At 72.8% G+C, this 20,972-nt stretch carries 15 protein-coding genes; 9 read left to right on the top strand and 6 right to left on the bottom strand.

The window, feature by feature from the left end:
• Positions 1-200 precede the first annotated feature (200 nt).
• A complete protein-coding gene (locus tag ACWDRW_RS11125) occupies positions 201-1,142 on the top strand; it encodes a helix-turn-helix domain-containing protein (RefSeq protein WP_451722115.1) in 942 nt (313 codons plus the stop codon).
• Between the two features lie 714 nt (positions 1,143-1,856).
• Here ACWDRW_RS11125 and ACWDRW_RS11130 read toward each other — a convergent pair.
• Positions 1,857-2,798 carry an AraC family transcriptional regulator gene (locus tag ACWDRW_RS11130; RefSeq protein ID WP_451722116.1) on the bottom strand — a complete coding sequence of 314 codons (942 nt, stop codon included), beginning with the start codon at positions 2,796-2,798 and terminating at the stop codon, positions 1,857-1,859.
• Between the two features lie 183 nt (positions 2,799-2,981).
• On the opposite strand from ACWDRW_RS11130, the gene ACWDRW_RS11135 reads away from it, so the two are divergent.
• Positions 2,982-5,693, top strand: a complete 2,712-nt coding sequence (locus ACWDRW_RS11135; protein ID WP_451722117.1) for an AAA family ATPase — start codon at positions 2,982-2,984, stop codon at positions 5,691-5,693.
• Here ACWDRW_RS11135 and ACWDRW_RS11140 read toward each other — a convergent pair.
• Entirely contained in the window at positions 5,611-8,289 is a 2,679-nt protein-coding gene (locus ACWDRW_RS11140) for an AAA family ATPase (protein WP_451722119.1), read from the bottom strand. The two genes, ACWDRW_RS11135 and ACWDRW_RS11140, sit on opposite strands and share 83 nt — an antisense overlap.
• Positions 8,290-8,523: 234 nt before the next feature.
• On the opposite strand from ACWDRW_RS11140, the gene ACWDRW_RS11145 reads away from it, so the two are divergent.
• Both ACWDRW_RS11145 and ACWDRW_RS11150 read left to right on the top strand, forming a co-directional pair.
• The gene (locus tag ACWDRW_RS11145) at positions 8,524-9,495 is read left to right on the top strand and encodes an alpha/beta hydrolase (protein WP_451722120.1); all 972 of its coding nucleotides are present in this window, start codon (positions 8,524-8,526) and stop codon (positions 9,493-9,495) included.
• A 31-nt stretch (positions 9,496-9,526) separates the two neighbouring features.
• Positions 9,527-10,249 carry an alpha/beta fold hydrolase gene (locus ACWDRW_RS11150; protein ID WP_451722121.1) on the top strand — a complete coding sequence of 241 codons (723 nt, stop codon included), beginning with the start codon at positions 9,527-9,529 and terminating at the stop codon, positions 10,247-10,249.
• A gap of 73 nt (positions 10,250-10,322) precedes the next feature.
• Here the strand turns inward: ACWDRW_RS11150 and argG are convergent, their stop codons facing one another.
• Positions 10,323-11,762 (bottom strand): argininosuccinate synthase, encoded by a 1,440-nt coding sequence (gene argG, locus ACWDRW_RS11155; protein ID WP_451722122.1) that lies wholly within the window; start codon positions 11,760-11,762, stop codon positions 10,323-10,325.
• Between the two features lie 153 nt (positions 11,763-11,915).
• Between argG and ACWDRW_RS11160 the strand changes: the two genes are divergently transcribed.
• From ACWDRW_RS11160 to ACWDRW_RS11170, 3 genes are all read left to right on the top strand, one after another.
• On the top strand, positions 11,916-12,743 hold the full coding sequence (locus ACWDRW_RS11160; RefSeq protein ID WP_451722123.1) for an MHYT domain-containing protein: 828 nt from the start codon (positions 11,916-11,918) through the stop codon (positions 12,741-12,743).
• 20 nt (positions 12,744-12,763) lie between these two features.
• Entirely contained in the window at positions 12,764-14,266 is a 1,503-nt protein-coding gene (locus ACWDRW_RS11165) for a metallophosphoesterase family protein (protein ID WP_451722125.1), read from the top strand.
• An 82-nt stretch (positions 14,267-14,348) separates the two neighbouring features.
• Positions 14,349-15,368, top strand: coding sequence for an LLM class flavin-dependent oxidoreductase (locus tag ACWDRW_RS11170; RefSeq protein WP_451722126.1), 1,020 nt, complete (start codon positions 14,349-14,351; stop codon positions 15,366-15,368).
• 13 nt (positions 15,369-15,381) lie between these two features.
• On the opposite strand, the gene ACWDRW_RS11175 is transcribed toward ACWDRW_RS11170, so the two are convergent.
• Positions 15,382-17,211, bottom strand: a complete 1,830-nt coding sequence (locus ACWDRW_RS11175; protein ID WP_451722147.1) for a glycoside hydrolase family 15 protein — start codon at positions 17,209-17,211, stop codon at positions 15,382-15,384.
• Positions 17,212-17,869: 658 nt separating this feature from the next.
• On the opposite strand from ACWDRW_RS11175, the gene ACWDRW_RS11180 reads away from it, so the two are divergent.
• Positions 17,870-18,706, top strand: coding sequence for a YhjD/YihY/BrkB family envelope integrity protein (locus ACWDRW_RS11180; protein ID WP_451722128.1), 837 nt, complete (start codon positions 17,870-17,872; stop codon positions 18,704-18,706).
• Here ACWDRW_RS11180 and ACWDRW_RS11185 read toward each other — a convergent pair.
• Complete coding sequence (locus ACWDRW_RS11185; RefSeq protein WP_451722129.1) at positions 18,636-19,826, bottom strand: hypothetical protein; 1,191 nt, start codon at positions 19,824-19,826, stop codon at positions 18,636-18,638. The two genes, ACWDRW_RS11180 and ACWDRW_RS11185, sit on opposite strands and share 71 nt — an antisense overlap.
• A gap of 210 nt (positions 19,827-20,036) precedes the next feature.
• Between ACWDRW_RS11185 and ACWDRW_RS11190 the strand changes: the two genes are divergently transcribed.
• Positions 20,037-20,624, top strand: a complete 588-nt coding sequence (locus ACWDRW_RS11190) for an IS607 family transposase (RefSeq protein ID WP_451722131.1) — start codon at positions 20,037-20,039, stop codon at positions 20,622-20,624.
• Positions 20,625-20,762: 138 nt separating this feature from the next.
• On the opposite strand, the gene ACWDRW_RS11195 is transcribed toward ACWDRW_RS11190, so the two are convergent.
• Positions 20,763-20,972, bottom strand: a 210-nt coding sequence (locus ACWDRW_RS11195) for a zinc ribbon domain-containing protein (RefSeq protein ID WP_451722133.1), incomplete at its 5' end; no start/stop codon positions are given.

Genomic DNA, 20,972 nt, shown 5'->3' on the forward strand with positions numbered 1-20,972 from the left:
AACGAGTGCACAGCCTAGAGGCCGCGGACAGGCGCACGAGCGACGTTCTGGCACCGATCCGTGCCGCTGCGTGCACACTTCGCGCGCCGCGCACGGGAAGTGCAGTCATTTGACCTAATGCCCCCGCACAGGGTCGCCACAGACTCGTGTCAAGGACCGGGGAACACCTCCCCACCGCAGAACGCCTGAAAGGGGCCTTCGTGAACGCTCTGTCCGGGACGACCCTCGCGCCGGGTAGCGGGGTGACGGCCGCGCTGTCGGCTTGGCTCGCGCCGGTCGAGGCCGAGGAGACGGAGCAGGACGACCGCGTCGACGGGTTCGTGACGCTGCATCACTTCGGCTACGTGCGCATGGTCACCTGCGTGGCGGGGCCGCTGCGGTTGCGGCGACGGCCCGCGGCCGGGGACGCGGAACCCGCGGTGGCCCTGGTGGTACCTCGCTCGGGGACCGTGGAGGTGTCCCAGGACGGCCGCACGATCTGCCTGGAGAGCGGGCAGATGTCCGTGCTCGATCTGCGCCGTGCCTTCGGTGTACGCCTGCGGGACCGGGCGGCGCGGCTGCTGCTGTTCCGTCTGCCCGGCCACGCGCTGCATGTCCCGGCGGCCTCGCTGCGGTCCGCGACCGCGCGCCCGCTCACGTCGTCGACGGGCCCGTTGACGCTCGTGCTTCGGCACCTGGACGAGACGGCCGCCCGGTTGCCCGCCCTGGTGGGTGAGCGGCTCGGCGGCATGATCACCGACCTGGTGGCGGGTCTCGTCGACGAGCTCGCCGAGGAGGCCGACGGACCGGGGCAGCCGGGTCAGTCGCATCTGCGCCTCGCCGTGCGCCTCTACGTCGAGCGCCATCTGGGCGACCCCGACCTGTCCGCCGAACGCATCGCGCGGGCGCATCTGATCTCGGTGCGCTACCTGCACCGCCTGTTCGAGGGCGAGGGGATCACGGTGGGCCGGCTGATCCAGCGGATGCGGGTCGAACAGTGTGCGCGGGAACTGAGCCGACGCGGCAGGGTCAGCCCCTCCATCGCGGTGGTGGCGGCCCGCTGGGGCTTCGGCAGCGCGGCGCACTTCAGCCGCGCCTTCAAAGCGGTCCACGGCTGCTCACCCCAACAGTGGCGGAAAACCGCGAACGCGGAATCGCCCTGAGCGCGGAATTTACGGTGGCGGAGACCCTGAGCCCGGCCGGGGAGCCCGAACCCGGCGGGCAGCCTAGACCGGCCTGACCTGCAGTCGCGGAGCCCGGACTCAGCGGGCACCGGGGACCGTCCAACCCGCAGCCGGGGGACCGGACCCAGCAGCACCGGAGACCCCTGGCCCATAGCAGCGGGGACCGGACCCGGCGGGCACCGGAGACCACTGGCCCGTAGCCGCGGGGACCGGACCCGGCGGGCACCGGAGACGACCTGACCCGCAGCCGCGCACAACTACCCCAGAAGTCCCGGTGACCACCCGACCCCCAGCCGCGCAGCCGAACCCAGAAGCCCCGGAGACCACCCGACCCCCAGCCGCGCAGCCGACCCCAGAAGCCCCGGAGACCACCCAACCCCCAGCCGCACACACCTAACCCAGAAGCCCCGGAGACCACCCCACCCCCAGCCGCGGAGACCGAACCCGGCAGCACCGGAAACAACTTGACCCGCGGCCGCGCGGACCGACCCCGGCGGGTGCGGATGCAGCCTGCGACGCGAACCGGCGGGTGGAGCTTGCCGCCTCGGCGGCAGTGACCGGCGGACCCGGACCGCCAGCCAGGCCGACCCCCGGTGGCAAGCCGCACGGCAGTCTCGGAGGGTTGACGCGGCAGACGGTCCGGATCGGCGTCAGCGTGGGCCACGTACCGGCGGACCGGTCCGGGGCACGGTGTCAGCTCGATGGGTGGATCCGGCCGTCCCGCCAGTCGCTCGGGGACATCCCGTACGCGGCGCGGAAGCTGCGGCTGAAGTGCGTGGCGCTGGCGAAGCCCCAGCGTCGTGCCACCGCCGACACCGTGAGGTCGGCCCGCCCGGGCCGGGCCAACTCCCGCCGGGCCTCCTCCAGGCGGCGGTGCTGGATCCATCGGCCGATCGTGCTGCCCTGGCCCTCGAAGAGCCGGTGCAGGTAGCGCACCGAGATGTGCTGCGCGGCCGCCACGCTCGCGGGCGTCAGCCGCCGGTCCCACAGATGCGCGTCGACATGCGCCCGCACCCGCCGCACCAAGTCCTCCCGCTGCTGCCCTCCGTGCGCCGAAGCACCGTCCTGTCGCCCGCCATGCGTCGGAACACCGTCCCGTCGCCCGCCGCGCGTCGGAGCACCGCCCTGCCGCCCGGCATCCCCAAGCCCGCCGTACGCCTGCCCACTGTCCCGCAGCCCCGTCTCCCACGGCCCGCCGTCCTCCGTGGCCAGCAGAACCGTCAGCTCGGCCACACTGCCCGCCAGATGAAGGCCAGCCCGCTCGCCGCGCACGTCCGTGAGTTCGCGCAGGACGCCGCCGAGGAGCGGCGCCACCGGGCCCTCGGCCGACGGCGCCCGGGCGGTCAGCGCCTGTTCCTGCCGGTCCGTGAGCGCGAGCGTGCGTCGGGGCAGCCGTACGAGATGGAGCGTGTAGGGCTCGGACTCGTGCAGGACGAAAGGGCCCGCGCAGACGAAGAGGTCACCGGGGCGGCAGGGCTCGGGGTTCCCGTCCCGGATCAAGGTGGCCCGGCCGACGGTGTGGAGGCCGATCACGAGGTGGCCGGCGTCGGGTTCGTGGGCGACGGTCCCCGCCGCTCCCCCTGTCGTGCTCACCCTGAGGAACCCGATGGTGCGGTCCTGTGGTGTGGAGTTCATGGGGCCCCCTGGTCCGTGCGTGTGCTCCACGTCAGCTTGCGGCCCGCTCCACCGCCGGTGAGAGAGGGTTCGGCGAGCTGTGCGGGCAGGGGCAAGAGCCCTGCGCGGTGAGGCAAGCCGTCGCTGCCACCGTGGTGCCGAGGGCACGCGGAGCGGTCGCGGCCCCGTGGCTGAGGGGCGGCCTTGGGGAACTCACCGGACGACACGACGCTCGTCGGGCGACGGCGCGAGCGGCAGCTGCTGGAGGAGTCCCTGGAGAACGCACGGTCCGGAACGGGCGGTTCGGCGACCGTGCTGCGCGGTGACCCCGGCATCGGGAAGACCGCGCTGCTGGACTGGACGGCGGAGTGCGCAGGGCGGGCCGGGTTCACCGTGTTGCGCGCGGCCAGCGGGGAGTCGGAGCTGGGCATCGCCTTCGGCGTCCTGCGCCAGGTGCTGCGGCCGCTGCGGGGGAACTCACGGGCGCTGCCCCCGCGCCAGCGCCTCGCCCTGGAACGGGCTCTCGGGCTACGGGAAGGGCTGCCCCCGGACGGCTTCATGGTCGGCGCCTCCGCGCTGGCCCTGCTCGCCGAGGAGGCGCGCCACCGCCCGGTGCTGGTGCTGGTGGACGACCTGCACTGGGTGGACTCCTCCAGTGCGGCCGTCCTGGTCTTCCTGCACCAGCGGATGGCGGGCCTGCGGGCGGTGATGGTGTGCGCCAGTCGGCCGGAGGGCTCCGCGCTGGATGGTTGGCCCGCGCACCCGGTGGACGTGGAGGCGCTGTCCGACGAGAACGCCCGGGCGCTGCTGCGGCAGTGGCATCCGGGGCTCGCGGCGGTCACCGCGGAGCGGGTGATGACCGAGGCCGCGGGCAATCCACTGGCCCTGGCCGAGCTGCCCGGCCAGTTGGCGCACGAGCACCGCGGGGGCATCGCCCCGCTGCCGGAGCGACTTCCGCTGGGCCAGCGGCTCGAGGCGCTGTTCGCCCGGCGGCTGCGGGCACTGCCCCCGGAGGCGGCACGGCTGCTCCTGCTCACCGCGCTGGACGGCACCGCGGGCTCGGTACGCGACCGCGGCGAGCCGGAGCTGGACCGGGTGGAGGCCGAGGGGCTCGCCCGTCTCGACGACACCGGGCGGCTGGTCTTCCGGCATCCGCTGGTGCGCAGTGCCGTGATCGCCTCCGCCTCCGAGGCGGACCGGCGGGCCGCCCACCGGACGCTGGCCGACCGGCTGCGCGAGGACGATCCCCGCCGGCTGCTGCACGAGGCGTCCGCCGCCGAGGGCCCGGACGAGACGCTGGCCGCCCGATTGCAGGAGGCCGGCACCCGGATCGCCCTGCGTGGCGGTGACGCGGAGGGCGCGCTGCTGCTGGACCGCGCCGCCGCCCTCGGCGTCGACCCCGCTCACCGGGCCCGCCGACTGACCTGGGCGGCGGCGATGTCGGCCCGGGGCGGCCGGCTGGCGTACGCGGCGGAGCTGGTCGAGGAGTTGAAGCGGGCACCGGTGCCGCGGGACATCGCGCCGCTGTTCGCCTACACGGTGGTGTACGTCGACCAGAGCCACCATGTCGACTTCGCCTCCTCCTTCGAGCTGCTGCCCGACGCGCTGGACGCGCTGACCGCCCCCGGTGCCCCGGCGTACGGCGACCTCGTCGAACAGATGGCCTTCAAGCTGCTGCTGGCCTCCGCCTACACCGGCGACCCGCGCGGCTGGCGGACCCTCGAACGGCACCGGGAACGCCTGTCCCCCGCCGCCCGGCTCTGCCACCGCGCCTGGGCGGACCCGCCGCGCACGGCCCACGGCGCGGAGGCGGAACTGCGGGCACTGGTGGCCCGTACGACCGCCGGGGACGAGGCCGGGAAGGCGTGGCTGCTGCTGTGGACGGCGACCGCGGTGGACGCGGCCGACGCGGACCTGCGCCGCCCCTTCGCCCAGGACCACGCCTACGCCACCCAGGGGTCGGTGGCGAAGGCCCGCTGCTACCAGGCGTTCCTGCGCGGCGAATGGAACACCGCCGAGGACTGTCTGCGCGAGGCGGACACCGCCGACGAACTCGGCTACCACTGCAACGCGCTGCTGTTCCGGCACTACCACGCCCACTTCCTGGCCGGACGCGGCGACGAGCGGGGGCTGCGCGCGGCACGGGCCCGGATCGAGCCCTTGGCGGCGCGGGCCCGGATGCGGTTCGTGACGGATCACCTCCAGCGGCTCGAGGCCCTCGCCGCGCTGGCGCACGGACGGTACGAGGAGGCGTACGACCGGCTGCGCGGCCTGCTGGAACCGGGCGCGCTGCCCGAGGGACTCACCTGGTTCCATCTGCCGTTCTTCGACTTCGTCGTGGCGAGCCTCGGCTGCGGTCGGCGGGCTGAGGCACGGGCACGGGTCGCGGCCGGGCAGGCGGCCCGGATGGACGGGATCAGCGCCCACCACGCCTTCCTGCTGGCCGCGGCGGCCGCACTGACGGCGACCGACGAGAAGGCGGACGCTGCCTACGCGGCGGCCTACGCGGTGCCGGGCTCCGGTCAGTGGGTCTTCGACCTGGCGCGGCTGCGCCTGGGGCACGGCACCTGGCTGCGCCGGCAGGGGCGCCGGGCCGAGGCGGACGACGTGCTGCGCGCCGCGGCCCGCACCTTCCGGGAACTGGGAGCCGCTCCCTGGGCCGAGCGGTGCGAGGACGAACTGCGCGACGGGGACGGCGTGCTGACGGCGCAGGAACTGCGGATCGCCCGGCTGGTCGCGACCGGGCTGACGAACAAGGAGGTGGGCGCCGAGCTGCGGCTGTCCCCGCGTACGATCTCGGCGCATCTGTACCGGATCTTCCCCAAGCTCGGCATCACTTCGCGGGCGGCTCTGGCGCGGGCGCTGCCGGGCGGCGGTTCTGTTGAAGCGCGCGAGCGACTCCGGCCCGGGTGGTGATGCTCAGCTTGGGAAAGATCCGGTACAGGTGGGCGCCGACAGTGCGCGGGGACAGGCCCAGCCGCTCCCCTATCTGACGGTTGGTCAGTCCCTCCGCGGCGAGTTCGGCGATCCGCAACTCCTGGGCGCTCAGCCGGGCGTCGCTTCCGGCCGCCGCCAGATCCAGCTCCCGGCCGGCCTGTCGGGCCCATGGCGTGGCGCCGAGGCGGGTGAAGAGCCGTCGCGCTTCCGTGCCGTGGGCGGCCGCCTGTTCGGGGCGGCCGTGGCGGCGAAGCAGACGAGCGTGCGCGAGGTGGGCGCGGGCGAGCGGGAAAGGCCAACTCCCGGATCCGGGACAGCCGTACACGGCGGCGAAGTGTTCCTCGTCCTGCGCCACCAGCGCCTCGGCCACGGCGACGAGGAAGGAGTGATGCGGCGAGGCGGCGGCGAGCCCCGCCTCCCGGACGCCGCGCAGCCGCTCCCGCGCCTCGTCGTGCCGCCCGTTGTCCACGGCCGCCTGCACCCAGTCCACGAGCGAGAGGTGGGACCAGGGCGCGGTGGCCGGGGGGAGCGCCCGCGCGTGGTGCCACGCCTCCTGCGTCCGCCCGTGGCCGAGAGCGCCCAGCACCTTCAGCGCCTGGAAACGCTCGGCGACGAGGCGCAGCTGACGCTCCCGGGCCGCCGTGCCGAGGACGGGCTCCAGCTCGGTGAGGCCGGTGAGGTCCCCGCGAGCGGCGAGGATCTGCGCCGTGTTCAGCAGGAACAAGGTCTCGTTGAGGGCGTGCCGGTACGCGGCGGCGGTCTCGGCGCCCTGGCGGGAGAGGGCGAGCGACTCCTCCCAGCGGCCGTGCAGGTAGTCGTCGTGGGCGCGGAGGCTGTCGAGGAAGGCCTGGGGCGCGTAGGCGCGACTGCGTGCCAGGCAGCCGTGCAGGGTGTCGTGCTCCCCGACGGCGTCGACGGCGGCAGCAGACCACAGCAGGATCCAGGCGGTGGCGGTCTCCCGGTCCCGGGGCAACTCCCCCACAGCTCGGCTCAGTTCCCCGTACGGACCGGGATGCGGGCCGGTCCACGCCCGCAGGCACAGCGTGGCCGGCCCGCCGGTGTCCGCCGTGTGCCGCTCGACGGCGGCCCGGGCCCGTTCGTCGCCGGTGTGGACGGCGGCCAGGAGGAGCAACAGCAGCATGGCGTCGCGCAGTTCGGCGGCCTCGTCCAGGAACCCGGGCAGCAGTTCGACCGTGGGCAAGGGGTCGCCCGCGAGCTGGAAGCGGGTGCAGGCGAGGACGTAGGCATACGCGGCGCCCGGTTCGGGGCGGCCGGGGCGGGCCTCGGTCTCCGCCTCGGTGAGGAGTTCCGCCGCGAGGCGCATCCGGCCGCCGCGGGTGGCCATGACCGCGGCGGCGACCAGGCGTGCGGACCGGGTCGCCGGGTCCGGGCTGAGCCCTGCCGCTCTGCCCATCAGCCGTGCCGCCGCCGCGTCCTCGCCTTCGGCGGCGATGCGGTCGGCCTCCTGGTGGACCAGGTCGGCCAGTCCGGCGTCGGTGCCGACGGCGGCGGCCGCCAGGTGCACGAGCCGGTGCGGGCTCGTCGCGGGCAAGGACTCCGCGAGGAGCCGGTGGGCGGCGCGGCGTTCGCCCGGGGTGGCCAGGTGGATCAGGCCCGCGCGGACCAGTGGGTGGCGGAAGGCGAGGCGGTCCCCGTCGAGGTGGGCGAGCGCCGAGGCCTCGACGCTCTGCCGGGTGCGTGAGTCCATGTTCCGCACCAGGTCGGCGTGTTGGCCGGGCGGACCGCCGAGGGCCACCGCCAGCAGCAGGTGCCGGGCCGCCGCCGGGAGGGCGCGCAGGCCGTCCTCGTAGAGCCGTCCGAGCCGTTCGCCGAGGGGCAGTTCGACGAAGAGGTCGGGGGTTCCCGCCGTGCGGGGGCCCGCCAGGTAGGCGGGATGGTCGGTGGCCGCTTTGCGGATGCGGGCCGGGAGCTCGTGCAGGGCGAGGGGGTTGCCGCCGGCCGCCCGCAGCACCCGCTCGCGCGCCCCTTCGGGGAGCCAGGGATGCAGGGCGCGCAGCAGCCGCTCGGACTCGATCTCGGTCAAGGGAGGGAGGTCGATCGCGCCCTCGGCCGCCGGGTCCCGGGTCGCGCCGATGATCACCACCGGCAGTGCGGCCGTAAGGCGGCGCAGTCGCTTGAAGACGCCGAGGCTCGCCGGGTCGGCCCACTGGAGGTCGTCCTGGAGGACCACGACGGGCCGGTCCGCGGCGGCGCGGGCCAGCAGGGCGAGGGCGGCGCCGGCCACGGCATCGGTGTGGGGGGCGGCGCCGTCGTGGAGGCCCAACGCACTCTCCAGGGCGTCGCGCTGCCCGGCCGGAAGGTCAGGTACGTGCTCCAGCAGAGGCCAGAGCACCTGGTGGAGGGCGGCGTGGGCGAGCGAGGACTCCGCCGCCGCACCGGTCATCCGCAGGACGCGCAGTCCGGCGCCGCGAGCGACCGTCCCGGCCTCCTCCAGCAGCGCGGTCTTGCCCATACCGGGGTCGCCGCGCAGCAGCAGGGACGTTCCTGCACTCCGGATGCCCGCGAGGGCCGCGCGGATCACGGTGAGCTGCTCGTCGCGTCCGGACGGCGTCATGCGGTGCCCCTACCCCCTGCCCCTCCCGCTGACCTGCCGGCATGCGGGACGGCCCACGATACCCAGCGGTGGCGGACCGGTACGGCTCCCCGCACTGTGGGGAGCAGCGCATGTCCATGCACTGTCGGGAGGGTGCCGGTGCACTCAGGGACAATTCCTGCGGCCCTCCCGTCCCTAGCGTGGTGACGCCCCGCCGGAGAGACCGGCGCACCTTGCACAACCCGGGAGAGTCACATGTCCGACGCCGTCGAGCCGGTCCAGCCGGTGCTGGAGCCCGCGGCCGCCGCTTTCGCCGAAGCCACCGCGAACCCGCCGTACCTCTTCGATCTGCCGCCCGCCGAGGGCCGCAAGGCGGTCGACGAAGTGCAGTCCGGCCAGATCGACAAGCCCGCGATCGACGAGGAGTGGGTCACCGTCTCCGGTGGTCCCACGGGCAGCGTCCGGGCCCGGATCGTCCGGCCCGCCGGCGCCGAGGGGACCCTGCCGGTGATCCTCTACATCCATGGCGCGGGCTGGGTGTTCGGCAACGCCCACACCCACGACCGGCTGGTGCGGGAGCTGGCGGTCGGGGCGAACGCTGCCGTGGTCTTCCCCGAGTACGACCTGTCGCCCGAGGCCCGCTACCCGGTGGCCATCGAGCAGAACTACACGGTGGCACGGTGGGTCGTGACCGAGGGCGCGGCCCAGGGTCTGGACGCGTCCCGGATGGCCGTGGCCGGTGACTCGGTCGGCGGCAACATGACCGCGGCGCTGACGCTGATGGCCAAGCAGCGCGGGGATGTGCCGCTGGTGCAGCAGGTGCTGTTCTACCCGGTCACCGACGCGAACTTCGACACGCCGTCCTACCGGCAGTTCGCCACCGGGTACTTCCTGCGCCGGGACGGCATGCAGTGGTTCTGGGACCAGTACACGACCGACGAGTCCGAGCGCGCCCAGATCACCGCCTCCCCGCTGCGCGCCACCGCCGAGCAGCTCACGGGGCTGCCTCCGGCCCTGGTCATCACCGGTGAGGCCGATGTCCTGCGTGACGAGGGCGAGGCGTACGCCAACAAGCTGCGGGAGGCCGGGGTCGCCGTCACCGCTGTGCGCTTCCAGGGCATCATCCACGACTTCGTGATGCTCAACGCGCTGCGCGAGACCCACGCCGCCGAGGCCGCGATCACCCTCGCGGTCGGCACGCTGCGCACCGCCCTGCATGCCGGCTGACCGACCCACACCGACGAAAGTGAGCACCACCATGACCGCACGCCCCGCCCCGACCGTCGTCCTCGTGCACGGCGCGTTCGCCGACGCGGCCTCCTGGTCCGGCGTCGTCGCGGAGCTGCAGAGCCACGGCATCCCCGTGGTCGCCCCGCCCAACCCACTGCGCGGCCTCGCCTCCGATTCCGCCTACGTCGCCTCCGTGGCTGCCCAGATCGACGGCCCCGTGGTGCTCGTCGGGCACTCCTACGGCGGTGCGCTGATCTCCGTGGCGGGCGCCGCCGACAACGTCGTCGGGCTGGTCTACGTCGCGGCCTACGTGACCGACGAGGGCGAGAGCCTCGGTGAGCTTCAGGGGCGTTTCCCGCTCTCGCCACTGGTCGCCAATCTGAAGCAGGCCACGTACCCGGTGCCGGGCGACGAGCCCGCGGTCGAGGTCACCATAGCGGCCGAGGCCTTCCCGGAGATCTTCGCCGCGGACGTCCCTTCCTCGGTCACCGAGGTCCTCGCCGTGTCGCAGCGTCCGCTGGCCGCCGGGGCCTTCACGGAGACCGCGCCGGTCGCGGCCTGGCGGACCAAGCCGTCCTGGGCCCTGATCGCCGCCGCCGACCAGGCCATCAACCCCGAGGTCCAGCGGTTCGGCGCCAAGCGCGCCGGGGCGACGGTCGTGGAGCTGGAGGGCGCCTCGCACGCGGTGGCGGTGTCACGGCCCGCAGAGGTCGCGGACCTGATCCGCGAGGCGGTACGCGCCACGCGCTGAGGGCACGACACCGCGTGGGCGGGTCCCGTACCGGTTCGGTACGGGACCCGCCCACCTGCGGTCGCGCCGGCCGTCAGTCGGTACCGAACTCCATGGCGGCGTTGTCGAGCAGCTCCTCGCTGTCGGGGCCCTTGCCGCCGGAGGCGATGGCCTCGGCGCCGCCCTCGGTCAGGGCGCCGATCAGGCTGGTCGCCCCGGCCTCGACGGCCGCCGACTGCGGGGCGCCGACCATGCCGAGCCCGGCGTACAGCTCCAGCTTGGTGCGGGAGTCGGCGATGTCGAGGTTGCGCATGGTGAGCTGGCCGATCCGGTCCACCGGGCCGAAGGCCGCGTCCTCGGTGCGCTCCATGGACAGCTTGTCCGGGTGGTAGCTGAAGGTCGGGCCGGTGGTGTCGAGGATCGAGTAGTCCTCGCCGCGCCGCAGCCGCAGCGTCACCTCGCCGGTGACGGCCTGGCCGACCCAGCGCTGCAGCGACTCGCGGATCATCAGCGCCTGCGGGTCCAGCCAGCGGCCCTCGTACATCAGCCGGCCGAGGCGACGGCCCTCGTTGTGGTACTGGGCGAGGGTGTCCTCGTTGTGGATCGCGTTGACGAGCCGCTCGTAGGCCGCGTGCAGCAGGGCCATACCGGGCGCCTCGTAGATACCGCGGCTCTTGGCCTCGATGATCCGGTTCTCGATCTGGTCCGACATGCCGAGGCCGTGCCGGCCGCCGATGGCGTTGGCCTCCATCACCAGGTCGACGGCGGAGTGGAACTCCTTGCCGTTGATGGTGGTCGGGCGGCCCTGCTCGAAGCCGATGGTCACGTCCTCGGCGGCGATCTCGACCTCGGCGTCCCAGAACCGCACGCCCATGATCGGCTGCACGGTCTCCAGGCTGGTGTCCAGGTGCTCCAGGGTCTTGGCCTCGTGCGTGGCGCCCCAGATGTTGGCGTCGGTGGAGTACGCCTTCTCCGTCGAGTCCCGGTAGGGCAGGTCGTGGGCGACCAGCCACTCCGACATCTCCTTGCGGCCGCCCAGCTCGGTGACGAAGTCCGCGTCGAGCCAGGGCTTGTAGATCCGCAGGTGCGGGTTGGCGAGCAGGCCGTAGCGGTAGAACCGCTCGATGTCGTTGCCCTTGAAGGTCGAGCCGTCGCCCCAGATCTGGACGTCGTCCTCCATCATCGCGCGGACCAGCATGGTGCCGGTGACCGCGCGGCCGAGCGGGGTGGTGTTGAAGTACGCCCGCCCACCCGAGCGGATGTGGAACGCACCGCAGGTCAGCGCGGCCAGCCCCTCCTCGACCAGCGCCGCGCGGCAGTCGACCAGGCGCGCGATCTCGGCGCCGTAGGTCTTCGCGCGGCCGGGCACCGACGCGATGTCGGGCTCGTCGTACTGGCCGATGTCGGCGGTGTACGTGCAGGGCACGGCACCCTTGTCGCGCATCCAGGCGACCGCCACGGAGGTGTCGAGGCCTCCGGAGAAGGCGATCCCGACGCGCGAACCGACGGGGAGGGAGGTAAGCACTTTGGACATACGCAGAAGTATGCACGACGACGCATGAACATGCAACGCCCCTCCGCGGGGCCCGCCGGGAGGCAGCAGGGGACCGTGAAGGCTTGCTTCACAGGGCTCTCACCCCGTAAACCTTGCACCACAAGCAGCCAAAACTCTGGGGGGAGTTGGCGCATGGAAGGTACGGTCGACGGGTTCCGCTACGGCGCGGTGACCCCGGTGGCGGCCTACTTGATGGCCTGCCTGGGAGGGGCGCTCGGACTGCGCTGCATCGTCCGGTCCCTGATCAACGAACAGTCCTGGAAGCCAGGCTGGCTGGCGCTGGGCGCCACCTCGATCGGCTGCGGCATCTGGACCATGCACTTCATCGCGATGATCGGCTTCCAGGTCGAGGAGACCCGGATCCGCTACGACACGGCACTCACGGTGCTCAGCCTGATCGTGGCGATCCTGGTGACCGGTGTCGGCGTGTTCCTCGTGGGCTACCGGGGCGCTGGGGCCGCGTCGCTGACCCTCGCGGGCATCGTCACCGGGCTCGGTGTCGCGGTCATGCACTACCTCGGCATGGCGGCGCTGCGGCTCGACGGGGACATCGGCTACGACGCGCTCACCGTCGGCCTCTCGGTCCTGATCGCCGTCGCCGCCGCCACCGCCGCGCTGTGGGCGGCGGTGTCCGTGCGCGGCTTCCTCATGAGCCTCGGGGCCAGCCTGGTGATGGGGGTGGCGGTCTCCGGCATGCACTACACCGGCATGGCCGCCGTGCACGTCCATCTGGACGGCTCGGCCGGGGCCTGGGCGGGCGACTCGCCCACCTCGTTGCTGCTGCCCATGCTGCTCGGGCCGATCGTGTTCCTGCTGCTGGCGGGCGTCGTCGTCATGTTCGATCCGCTGCTGGTCCTCGGCGAGGGCGACTGGAACCGGCGCGCGGAGCAGGAGTCCGCGCGCCGGGAGAGCACGACCTGGGGAACCGTCAAAGGCGGTCCGCCGCAAGCCCGTTCGTAGATCGTTGTTACGGTTCACCGGTGTCTGACTCTTCACGCGATACCGCCGAAGGCGCCGGCTGGGGCACCACGGAACGCGGTACCTACCGGCGGCTGATGCCCACCGAGGTCCGGAAGATCTCCTGGCTGGACCCGAGAATGCTGTGGGCGGCCCGCAACGGCGTGCTGGCCTCCTGGTTCGGGGACCCGACCGGGCGGACCCGCGGCCGCTGGGTCGCCCAGCGCGCCGCGGCCGGGGCCCCCGCCGACAAGGTGATCCGGCGCACGGACCCCGACCGGTTCTCCTTCCTCGTGATCGGCGACACCGGCGAGGGCGACGATCCCCAGTACGCCGTGGTGCCGGGGTTGCTGAAGGCCGGCGCGGACACCGCCTTCGCGGTGCTCGCCAGTGACGTGATCTACCCGGTGGGCAGCGCGGACGACTACGACGGCAAGTTCTTCCGCCCGTACCAGGACTACCGGGCGCCGATCTACGCGATACCCGGCAACCACGACTGGTACGAGGACCTCGGCGCCTTCATGCGCGTCTTCTGCGGCGGCGCCCCCGCCCTGCCGCCCGAGCCGAGACCGCGCCCGCTCACCCGGGCCTGGCTGCGCTCGCTGCTGTGGCACCGGCCGCGCGCGCGGGACGGCGCCCGCCTCGACGAGGCACGCAAGCTGCGCTCGGACGCGGCCCAGGAGGCGGTCCAGCCCGGCCCGTACTGGGCGATCGACGCCGGACCGGTCCGCATCATCGGCATCGACACGGGCCTGCTCGGCACCCTCGACGCCGAACAGGGCGCCTGGCTGCGCGAGGTCTCCCGCGACCCGCGCCCCAAGATCCTTGTCACGGGCTCCCCGCTGTACGTGGACGGTGAGCACCACCCCTGCGCCATCGAAGGCGGCGGCACGGTCGACGACATCGTCCGCGACCCCGCGCACCGCTACGTGGCGGCGATCGGCGGCGACATCCACAACTACCAGCGCTACCCGGTCACGGTGGGCGACCGCACCATCCAGTACGTGGTCTCGGGCGGCGGCGGCGCGTTCATGCACGCCACGCACACCATCCCGCGCGTCGACGTGGGACACGTGACCGAGGCGGACTTCCGCTGCTACCCCCTGCGCGGCGACTCCCTCGCCTTCTACAGCGGGCTCTACGGCCGCCGGCTGCGCCTGCGCCGCTTCTTCACGCTCACCGAGGCGGAGGCTGCCGCGGTGATCGCCGAGCGACTCGGCATCCCGCTGACCCGGTCCCAGCGGGAGACGGTCCGGATCACCCGGCGCACCCGGCTGGTGGCGAGCCTGCTGGGCGCGGGCCGTCGCCCGGACCGCGGCGCCCGCTTCCGCCTCCCGGTGCGCAAGATCTACACCTCCCTGTTCTCGCCCAGCTCGGCCACCTACAGCCCGCCGTTCTTCAAGTGCTTCCTGCGCGTGGACGTGACACCCGAGTCGATCCGGCTGCGCTGCTACGCGGCGACGGGCAACCGGGCCCACGAGATCGAGCCACCGGTCGAGGACGAGGTCACGATCCCCCTCGCCTGAGGCGGCTCTCGCGCGGAGAAGGGAACACCACGGGCGGGCCCGCGGTTGCCACCGACAACCTTGTTGAACTTTGGAGGACTCCATGGCGCCGGCCTCACGACCGCTGTGCAAGCTGGGCTTCCTGACCATCGGACTGTTCGACGAGCGGGATCCCCGCACGGGCCATGAGTCCACGCTCGACCTCATCGAACTGGGTGAGCGGCTCGGCTTCGACAGCGCCTGGGTCCGCCACCGCCACCTCCAGTACGGCGTCTCCTCCCCCGTCGCCCTGCTCGCGGCGGCGACCCAGCGCACCCGGCGCATCGAACTGGGCACCGCGGTCATCCCCCTGGGCTGGGAGAACCCGCTGCGTCTGGCGGAGGACCTGGCGACCGTCGACATCCTCTCCGGCGGCCGCCTCAACCCGGGCGTCAGCGTGGGCCCGCCGATGCACTACGACCGGGTGAAGGACGCCCTCTACCCGGACACGGCCGACCACGAGGACTTCAGTCACGAACGGGTGCGCCGTCTGCTGGACCTCGTGCGCGGTGAACCGGCCACGCAGTTCAGCGGCACCGAGGGCTTCGAGGTCTTCTCGGACCGGGTCCAGCCGCACTCCCCCGGCCTCGGCGGCCGCCTGTGGTACGGCGGCGGCAGCCTCGGCTCGGCCCGGTGGGCGGGCGAGCACGGCATGAACCTGCTCACCAGCAGCGTGGTCAAAGCGGAGGAGTCGCAGGACTTCGCGCGGATCCAGCTCTCCCACATCCGCGCCTTCCGGGACGCCCACCCCGACGGCGACCGGGCCCGCGTCTCACAGGGCCTGGTGGTCGTCCCCACCGACTCCGCGACTCGGGAACAGCGCGCCCGGTACGAGGAGTACGCGGCCCGACGCACCCCGCGCACCACCTCACCGCAGGGCCCGGCCCGGCTGATGTTCGCCCCCGACATCGTCGGCACAAGCGCGGAGATCGCCGAACGCCTCCACGCGCACGCGGCGTTCCGCGAGGTGGACGAGGTCGCGTTCGCCCTCCCCTTCACCTTCGAGCACGAGGACTACGTCCAGATCCTCACGGACATGGCCACGAAGCTGGGTCCGAAACTGGGGTGGCGGCCGGCCCCCTGAACGACAGCCGCGGTCAGCGCGCGGTACGGTCGAACTCCTCGTCCAGGGACAGGGCCGCCTCGATCAGCGCCAGATGCGTGAACGCCTGTGGGAAGTTCCCCAGTTGCTCTCCCGTCGGACCGATCTCCTCGCCGAACAGGCCGACATGGTTGGCGTAGGTGAGCATCTTGTCGAAGGCGTAGCGGGCTTGGCCGAGACGGTCGGCGTGGGCGAGGGCGTCGACATACAGGAAGCTGCACAAGGAGAAGGTCCCCTCGCTGCCGCGCAGGCCGTCCGGCGAGGCGGCCGGGTCGTAGCGGTAGACCAGGCTGTCGGAGACCAGTTCGCCGTCCATGGCGTCGAGCGTGGACAGCCAGCGCGGGTCCCGGGGCGTGATGAAGCCGACCGTCGGCATGAGCAGCAGCGACGCGTCGAGCACCTCGCTTCCGTAGTGCTGTACGAACGCCTGCCGCCGGGGGCTCCAGCCGCGTTCCATGATCTGGTCGAGGATGGCGTCCCGGGCAGTGGTCCAGGCGGTCAGGTCGGCGGGGCGGGCCAGCTCGTGGGCGACGCGGATGCCGCGGTCGAACGCGGCCCAGCACATCAGACGGCTGTAGGTGAAGTCCTGCCGGCCGCCGCGCGTCTCCCAGATGCCCTCGTCCGGGCGGTCCCAGTGGTCCACCAGCCAGTCGAGCAACCGCGACAGGCCGCGCCAGCCGTCGTAGTGCAGGTAGTGCGCGAGGTCGTGGGTGCCGGTGAGGGCGTAGACGGCCTCGCCGTAGATGTCGAGCTGGAGCTGGCCGGCGGCGCCGTTGCCGATCCGAACGGGCGCGGACCCGCGGTAGCCCTCCAGATGGTCGAGGGTCTCCTCGCCGAGGTGCGGGTCGCCGTCGACGCGGTACATGATCTGCAACGGCTCACCCGTCACCGTACGGCGCTGACGCATCCGGTCGGCGATCCAGAGGCGGAAGGCGTGGGCCTCCTCCACGAAGCCGAGACCGAACAGGGCGCGCAGGGACAGGGAAGCGTCCCGCACCCAGGTGTAGCGGTAGTCCCAGTTGCGCTCTCCGCCGATCTGCTCGGGCAGACCCGCCGTCGCGGCCGCGACGGGGGCACCGGTGGGGGCGTAGGTGAGCAGCTTGAGCGTGATCGCCGACCGGTTGACCGTCTCCCTCCAGCGACCCCGGTACCGGCTGCGCGCCACCCAGCGGTACCAGAAGGCGCAGGTCTCCTCGAACTCGGCGCGAAGGCTGTCGTACGTCGGTCTCTGCGGCCTCTCGCCGCCGGTCGCGCACACCGTCAGCACCGCGCCCGCCATCTGCCCCTGCTTCAGGTCCACGGTGGCCACGACGTCCTCGCCGTCCCTTTCGAGGACCACGGCCCCCGCGCCTTGGAGGTGGACGTCGGTGCCCGGTCCGCTGAAGTGCGCGGTGCCGTCGAGGAGATCGAGACGATGGCCGGCGCGGGCGTAGTCGAAGCGGGGGCGGCAGGAGAGGGCGAAGCGGATCCGGCCGCGGGTCACCCGCATGGCCCGCACCAGACGGTGCCGGTCCGTGGCCGTCTCCGGGCGGTTCACGGGCATGAAGTCGACCACCTCACCGACGCCGTCGGCGCTGAGGAAACGGGTGATGAGCACGGCGGTGTCGGCCAGGTACAACTGCCGCGTGGTCACCTCCGCGCCCTCCACGGTGATCGCGAAATGGCCGCCGCGATCGTGGTCGAGCAGCGCCGCGAACAGGCTGGGCGAGTCGAACCGTGGGGCGCAGAACCAGTTGATCACGCCGTCGGACGAGACGAGCGCCGCGGTCTGGAGGTCGCCGACCATTCCGTGGTCCTCGATGGGCGGGTAGCGCCGCATGATGATCGGTTCCTTCCGGTCACTGCCCGCCTGTGCGGTTCCGGGGGATGGAGGCGATGAGCGGCCGCGCTCACGGGGTGACGACGGCGAAGTCCGGATCCGGTGCGCCCAAGGGGCCGAGCGGTTCGGAAAGTGCCCGCGCCGAGGCCGACTCGCGCGGCGTCCTGGTCGCCGCGGACCCGGCCGACCTGCCGGCTCGCGACGACATCAAGGCGACAGGGGACGCCGGGAGACCCGGGCGGCTTCCGGCCGCGCCGACTTGGCCTCGGTGCTCTCGGGCATACCGCTCCCTCGCTGACGACGTCGATGGCCGACGAACCGGCGGACCCGGCCAGTGCCACCCTGACGCGCACCACCCGGCGCCACGACCGGTGCAGGCCGTACGAGGGAACGCCGGTCCGGGGCACGCACTCGGCCTTCCCCGGACAGCCGACGACGGCTCGCTCCTCCCCGGGCCTCGGCGGACACGCGGGTCGGGTCGAGGTCCGACCGGCACGGGCTCGGGGCGGCGGGTGGGTAAAGGGTCCTACGGGTGACTCACGCCGCCCCGTCAGCCCCATAGCCCATCCCCGATCAGCCCAGCACCGCTCGCCCCGGCGGTCGTGGAGCGCCTTGACTGGCAGGTGGGTGTCGTGGGCGGCATGGCGTTCGAGCGGGAGGCGGCATGGCGTGGACGACGCGGCTGGCGCGCTGGCGCGCCGGTGCCGAACGGCGCTTCCCCGTCCTGACCGCGCTGACCGGCCGGTTGTTGTCGGTGAACCTGCTGGACGCCGCGACCCGGCTCGCGGCGCAGGCGTTCCTGGCCGCGGTGCCGCTGCTGTTCACCATCGCCGCCTTCGCCCCGCACAGCGTCCGCGACCAGCTCCAGGATTCCCTGCGCGCCATGTTCGGCCTGACCGGCCGGGCGAACGCGGAGCTGGATCAGGTGCTGGGCCAGTCCGACGACGATCTCGTGCGGGAGACCAGCGGCGTCGTCGGCCTGCTGGTGGCCCTGATCTCCGCCACCAGCTTCAGCCGGGTCATGACCCGGATCTGCGAGCGTGCCTGGCGGCTGCCCAGAGCGGGCACCAGGATCGCCGCCTGGCGCTGGCTGGTGTGGCTTGTCGTCATGGTGCTGGTCGTCCTGCTGCAGGGCCCGGTCCGCAACGGCTTCGGCGTCGGCCTGTGGCTGGGCACCGTCATGTTCTTCCTGGTCAGCACCGGCGTCTGGCTCTGGACTCAGCACCTGCTCCTGGCCGGGCGCATCCCCTGGCTGTCCCTGCTACCCGGCGCGCTCCTGGCCGCGGGCGCCACCAGCGCCCTCGCCCTGACCGCCCGGCTCTACATCCCCAACGCCCTCAACCGCGCCCTGTCCGAGTACGGCTCCCTCGGCCTGGTCCTGACGATGTTCTCCTGGCTGATCGTCGTCTGCGCGGCGGTCACCCTGGCGGTCACGATCGGCGCGGTGCTGGTGCAGGAGGGCTCGGTCGACCTGTCCCGGAGACCTCCTGACCCTCCATGAGCTGCTCGATCGCGGACAGGATCCCCTCCAGGGCGCCGGGCTCGGCGGCGAGGGAGGCCAGCGAGACGGAGGGCCAGGCGTTGTAGCCCTTGGCGGGCAGCGCGTCCAGGCGTTCCGCGAGGCCCGGGACCCTCGGCAGGGCGGCGGCGAAGGCCGCCGCCCGGTCCGCGCCGAGGTGATGGCTGATCGAACCGAAGGCGAAGGCGAGGTCGTCCCGCACCGGGTCGTCCTGCAACGACAGGTTCCAGACCGGAACCGCCCGCCCGGAGACCGGGTAATAGACCGATGTACTGCGGTACTTGGCCGTTCCACCCTCCGGTCGGCCCTTCGCCGCCGCGTGGTCGAGCAGGGCGGTGGCGATCCGCCGTACCTCCGGGTCGGGGCGGGAGCGGATCGTCTCGTCCATGTCGGCCCGCGTGGTCCGCTGCGCGGTACGGCGGCCGGAAGGGGACTTCGCCGCCGTGGCGACCTCGCCGTGGATGCGCGGGACGAGCACCCTCAGGTCTCCGCCACCGCGGTACTGGGTCAGCTCGACGGCGTAGACGTCGGTCTGCCGCATCTGCCGGTTCAGGAACTCCACGATCGCCCGCAGCTCCAGCGGGATCCGGTCGGCGACGAACAACAGCCGCATCTGCCCGGCGGCCAGCCGTTCCTCGACCGACGCCCAGAACTCCTCCGCCGACCGATCGCCGAGGAGTTCCGCGTACGCCTCCTCCAGCGGTCGCCCGTCCTTGGCACAGGTGTCCTCGAAGGACCGTCGCAGCAGCGGGGCGGGCCAGTAGCGGGCGGCGTTCGCCGCGTAGTCCAGCATCTGCCCGACCACCTCGCGCCGGATCCGGGTGTCCGTGGCCCGCTTGACCTCCACCAGGGTAGGCACGCCGTCGGCGTCGACGAAGAGATGGTCCAGCCAGTACGCCGCCCCGCCCTCGGTGTCCGTCGGCACCCCCATCTCACGGGCCACCAGCACCAGCCGCAACGGCCGGCCGTCGGCCAATGACCCGAAGTCCAGCACCCGAGGGTGGCGGGCGAGCAGCTCCTGGAACTCCGCCTCGGTCGCGAACCCGGCGAGCTCCAGCGCCCGCAGCTCCTCCCCCAGAACGAACACCGGCTGATCCGTCATGTGCTCCAGCCCCCTCGATCCGGCGCCGTAGAGCGTACTCAGGCGACGCGAGGCGCGTCCGGCTGACGGTGCGTATTCACACCACGGGGTCCGGAGTACGGCGGCACGGCCCTGAAGTGGAAGGCGTTCTTGTTGAGGGAGTTGAGGGCTATCAACTGTTGCGCGTTCTATCAGTGATTCTCAGCCTTTATCTGCTGCTATGTCAGTTGTGTGAAGCTTTCCGAGTGGGCGGCGCGTAACGGTGTGCACTATCAGACCGCGTGGACGTGGGCGAAGGAGGGCCGTATGCCGGTCCCGGTCCGTCAAACGCCGTCGGGGACGTGGCTGGTCGACGAGCCCGCCGTTCAGCCGTCCGGCCGGGTGGTGGCGTACTGCCGGGTCTCGTCGGCAGACCAGAGAGCTGACCTTGACCGGCAGGTTGCGCGGGTGGTCCAGGGAGCCACTGGGCTCGGCCTGTTGGTCGCCGAGGTTGTGACCGAGGTCGGTTCGGGAGTGAACGGGCGGCGGCGCAAGCTGCACCGGGTGCTGTCCGACCCGCAGGCGGCGGTGATCGTGGTCGAGCATCGTGACCGGCTGGCCCGGTTCGGTGTCGAGCACCTTGAGGCGGTCCTCTCGGCCTCAGGGCGGCGGCTGGTCGTCCTCGGCCCCGCCGAGACCACCACCGACGACCTGGTGTCTGACATCGCGGAAGTCCTCACCTCGATGTGCGCGCGGCTGCGGGCAGGTGGCGCAACCCTGCCGTACCAGCGGCTTTGGCGATGTGACGGACCTTCCGGGCCGAAACGCCTGGAAGGCTGAGAGTCACTGAGGCTCTCAGCAACGGAACCGCTTCGGCTCGTTGGGCGAAGGACAGGTGAAAGCCCAAGTATTCGAGCATCGTCCCCTGGACGAGAGGAGCCCCGTTGACTCCCTCCCCCTCCTGAAGGAGGGGGATTCCTACGGCTCGCGCCGTAGGGGTTTCTGCTTCGTTGCCGACTGCCCGCCCGGAGTGCTCCGTTGAGGCCTTACACCGGCTCCACAGACAGATGCCGTCAGCCCGACGGCCAGAATGTTCTTCGCCGCGTTCACGTCCCGGTCGTGGGTCGTCGCGCAGCCGTCGCACGTCCACACGCGGACGTTCAACGGCATCCTTCCCTGCAAGGCGCC

The organism is Streptomyces sp. NPDC003635, assembly GCF_053587635.1.

What these genes read in the sequence shown, in the direction of transcription:
- ACWDRW_RS11130 (WP_451722116.1), bottom strand. Translation starts at nt 2,798, where the DNA reads ATGAACTCCACACCACAGGACCGCACCATCGGGTTCCTCAGGGTGAGC.
- ACWDRW_RS11140 (WP_451722119.1), bottom strand. Translation starts at nt 8,289, where the DNA reads ATGACGCCGTCCGGACGCGACGAGCAGCTCACCGTGATCCGCGCGGCC.
- ACWDRW_RS11145 (WP_451722120.1), top strand. Translation starts at nt 8,524, where the DNA reads ATGTCCGACGCCGTCGAGCCGGTCCAGCCGGTGCTGGAGCCCGCGGCC.
- ACWDRW_RS11150 (WP_451722121.1), top strand. Translation starts at nt 9,527, where the DNA reads ATGACCGCACGCCCCGCCCCGACCGTCGTCCTCGTGCACGGCGCGTTC.
- argG (WP_451722122.1), bottom strand. Translation starts at nt 11,762, where the DNA reads ATGTCCAAAGTGCTTACCTCCCTCCCCGTCGGTTCGCGCGTCGGGATC.
- ACWDRW_RS11160 (WP_451722123.1), top strand. Translation starts at nt 11,916, where the DNA reads ATGGAAGGTACGGTCGACGGGTTCCGCTACGGCGCGGTGACCCCGGTG.
- ACWDRW_RS11170 (WP_451722126.1), top strand. Translation starts at nt 14,349, where the DNA reads ATGGCGCCGGCCTCACGACCGCTGTGCAAGCTGGGCTTCCTGACCATC.
- ACWDRW_RS11180 (WP_451722128.1), top strand. Translation starts at nt 17,870, where the DNA reads ATGGCGTGGACGACGCGGCTGGCGCGCTGGCGCGCCGGTGCCGAACGG.
- ACWDRW_RS11185 (WP_451722129.1), bottom strand. Translation starts at nt 19,826, where the DNA reads ATGACGGATCAGCCGGTGTTCGTTCTGGGGGAGGAGCTGCGGGCGCTG.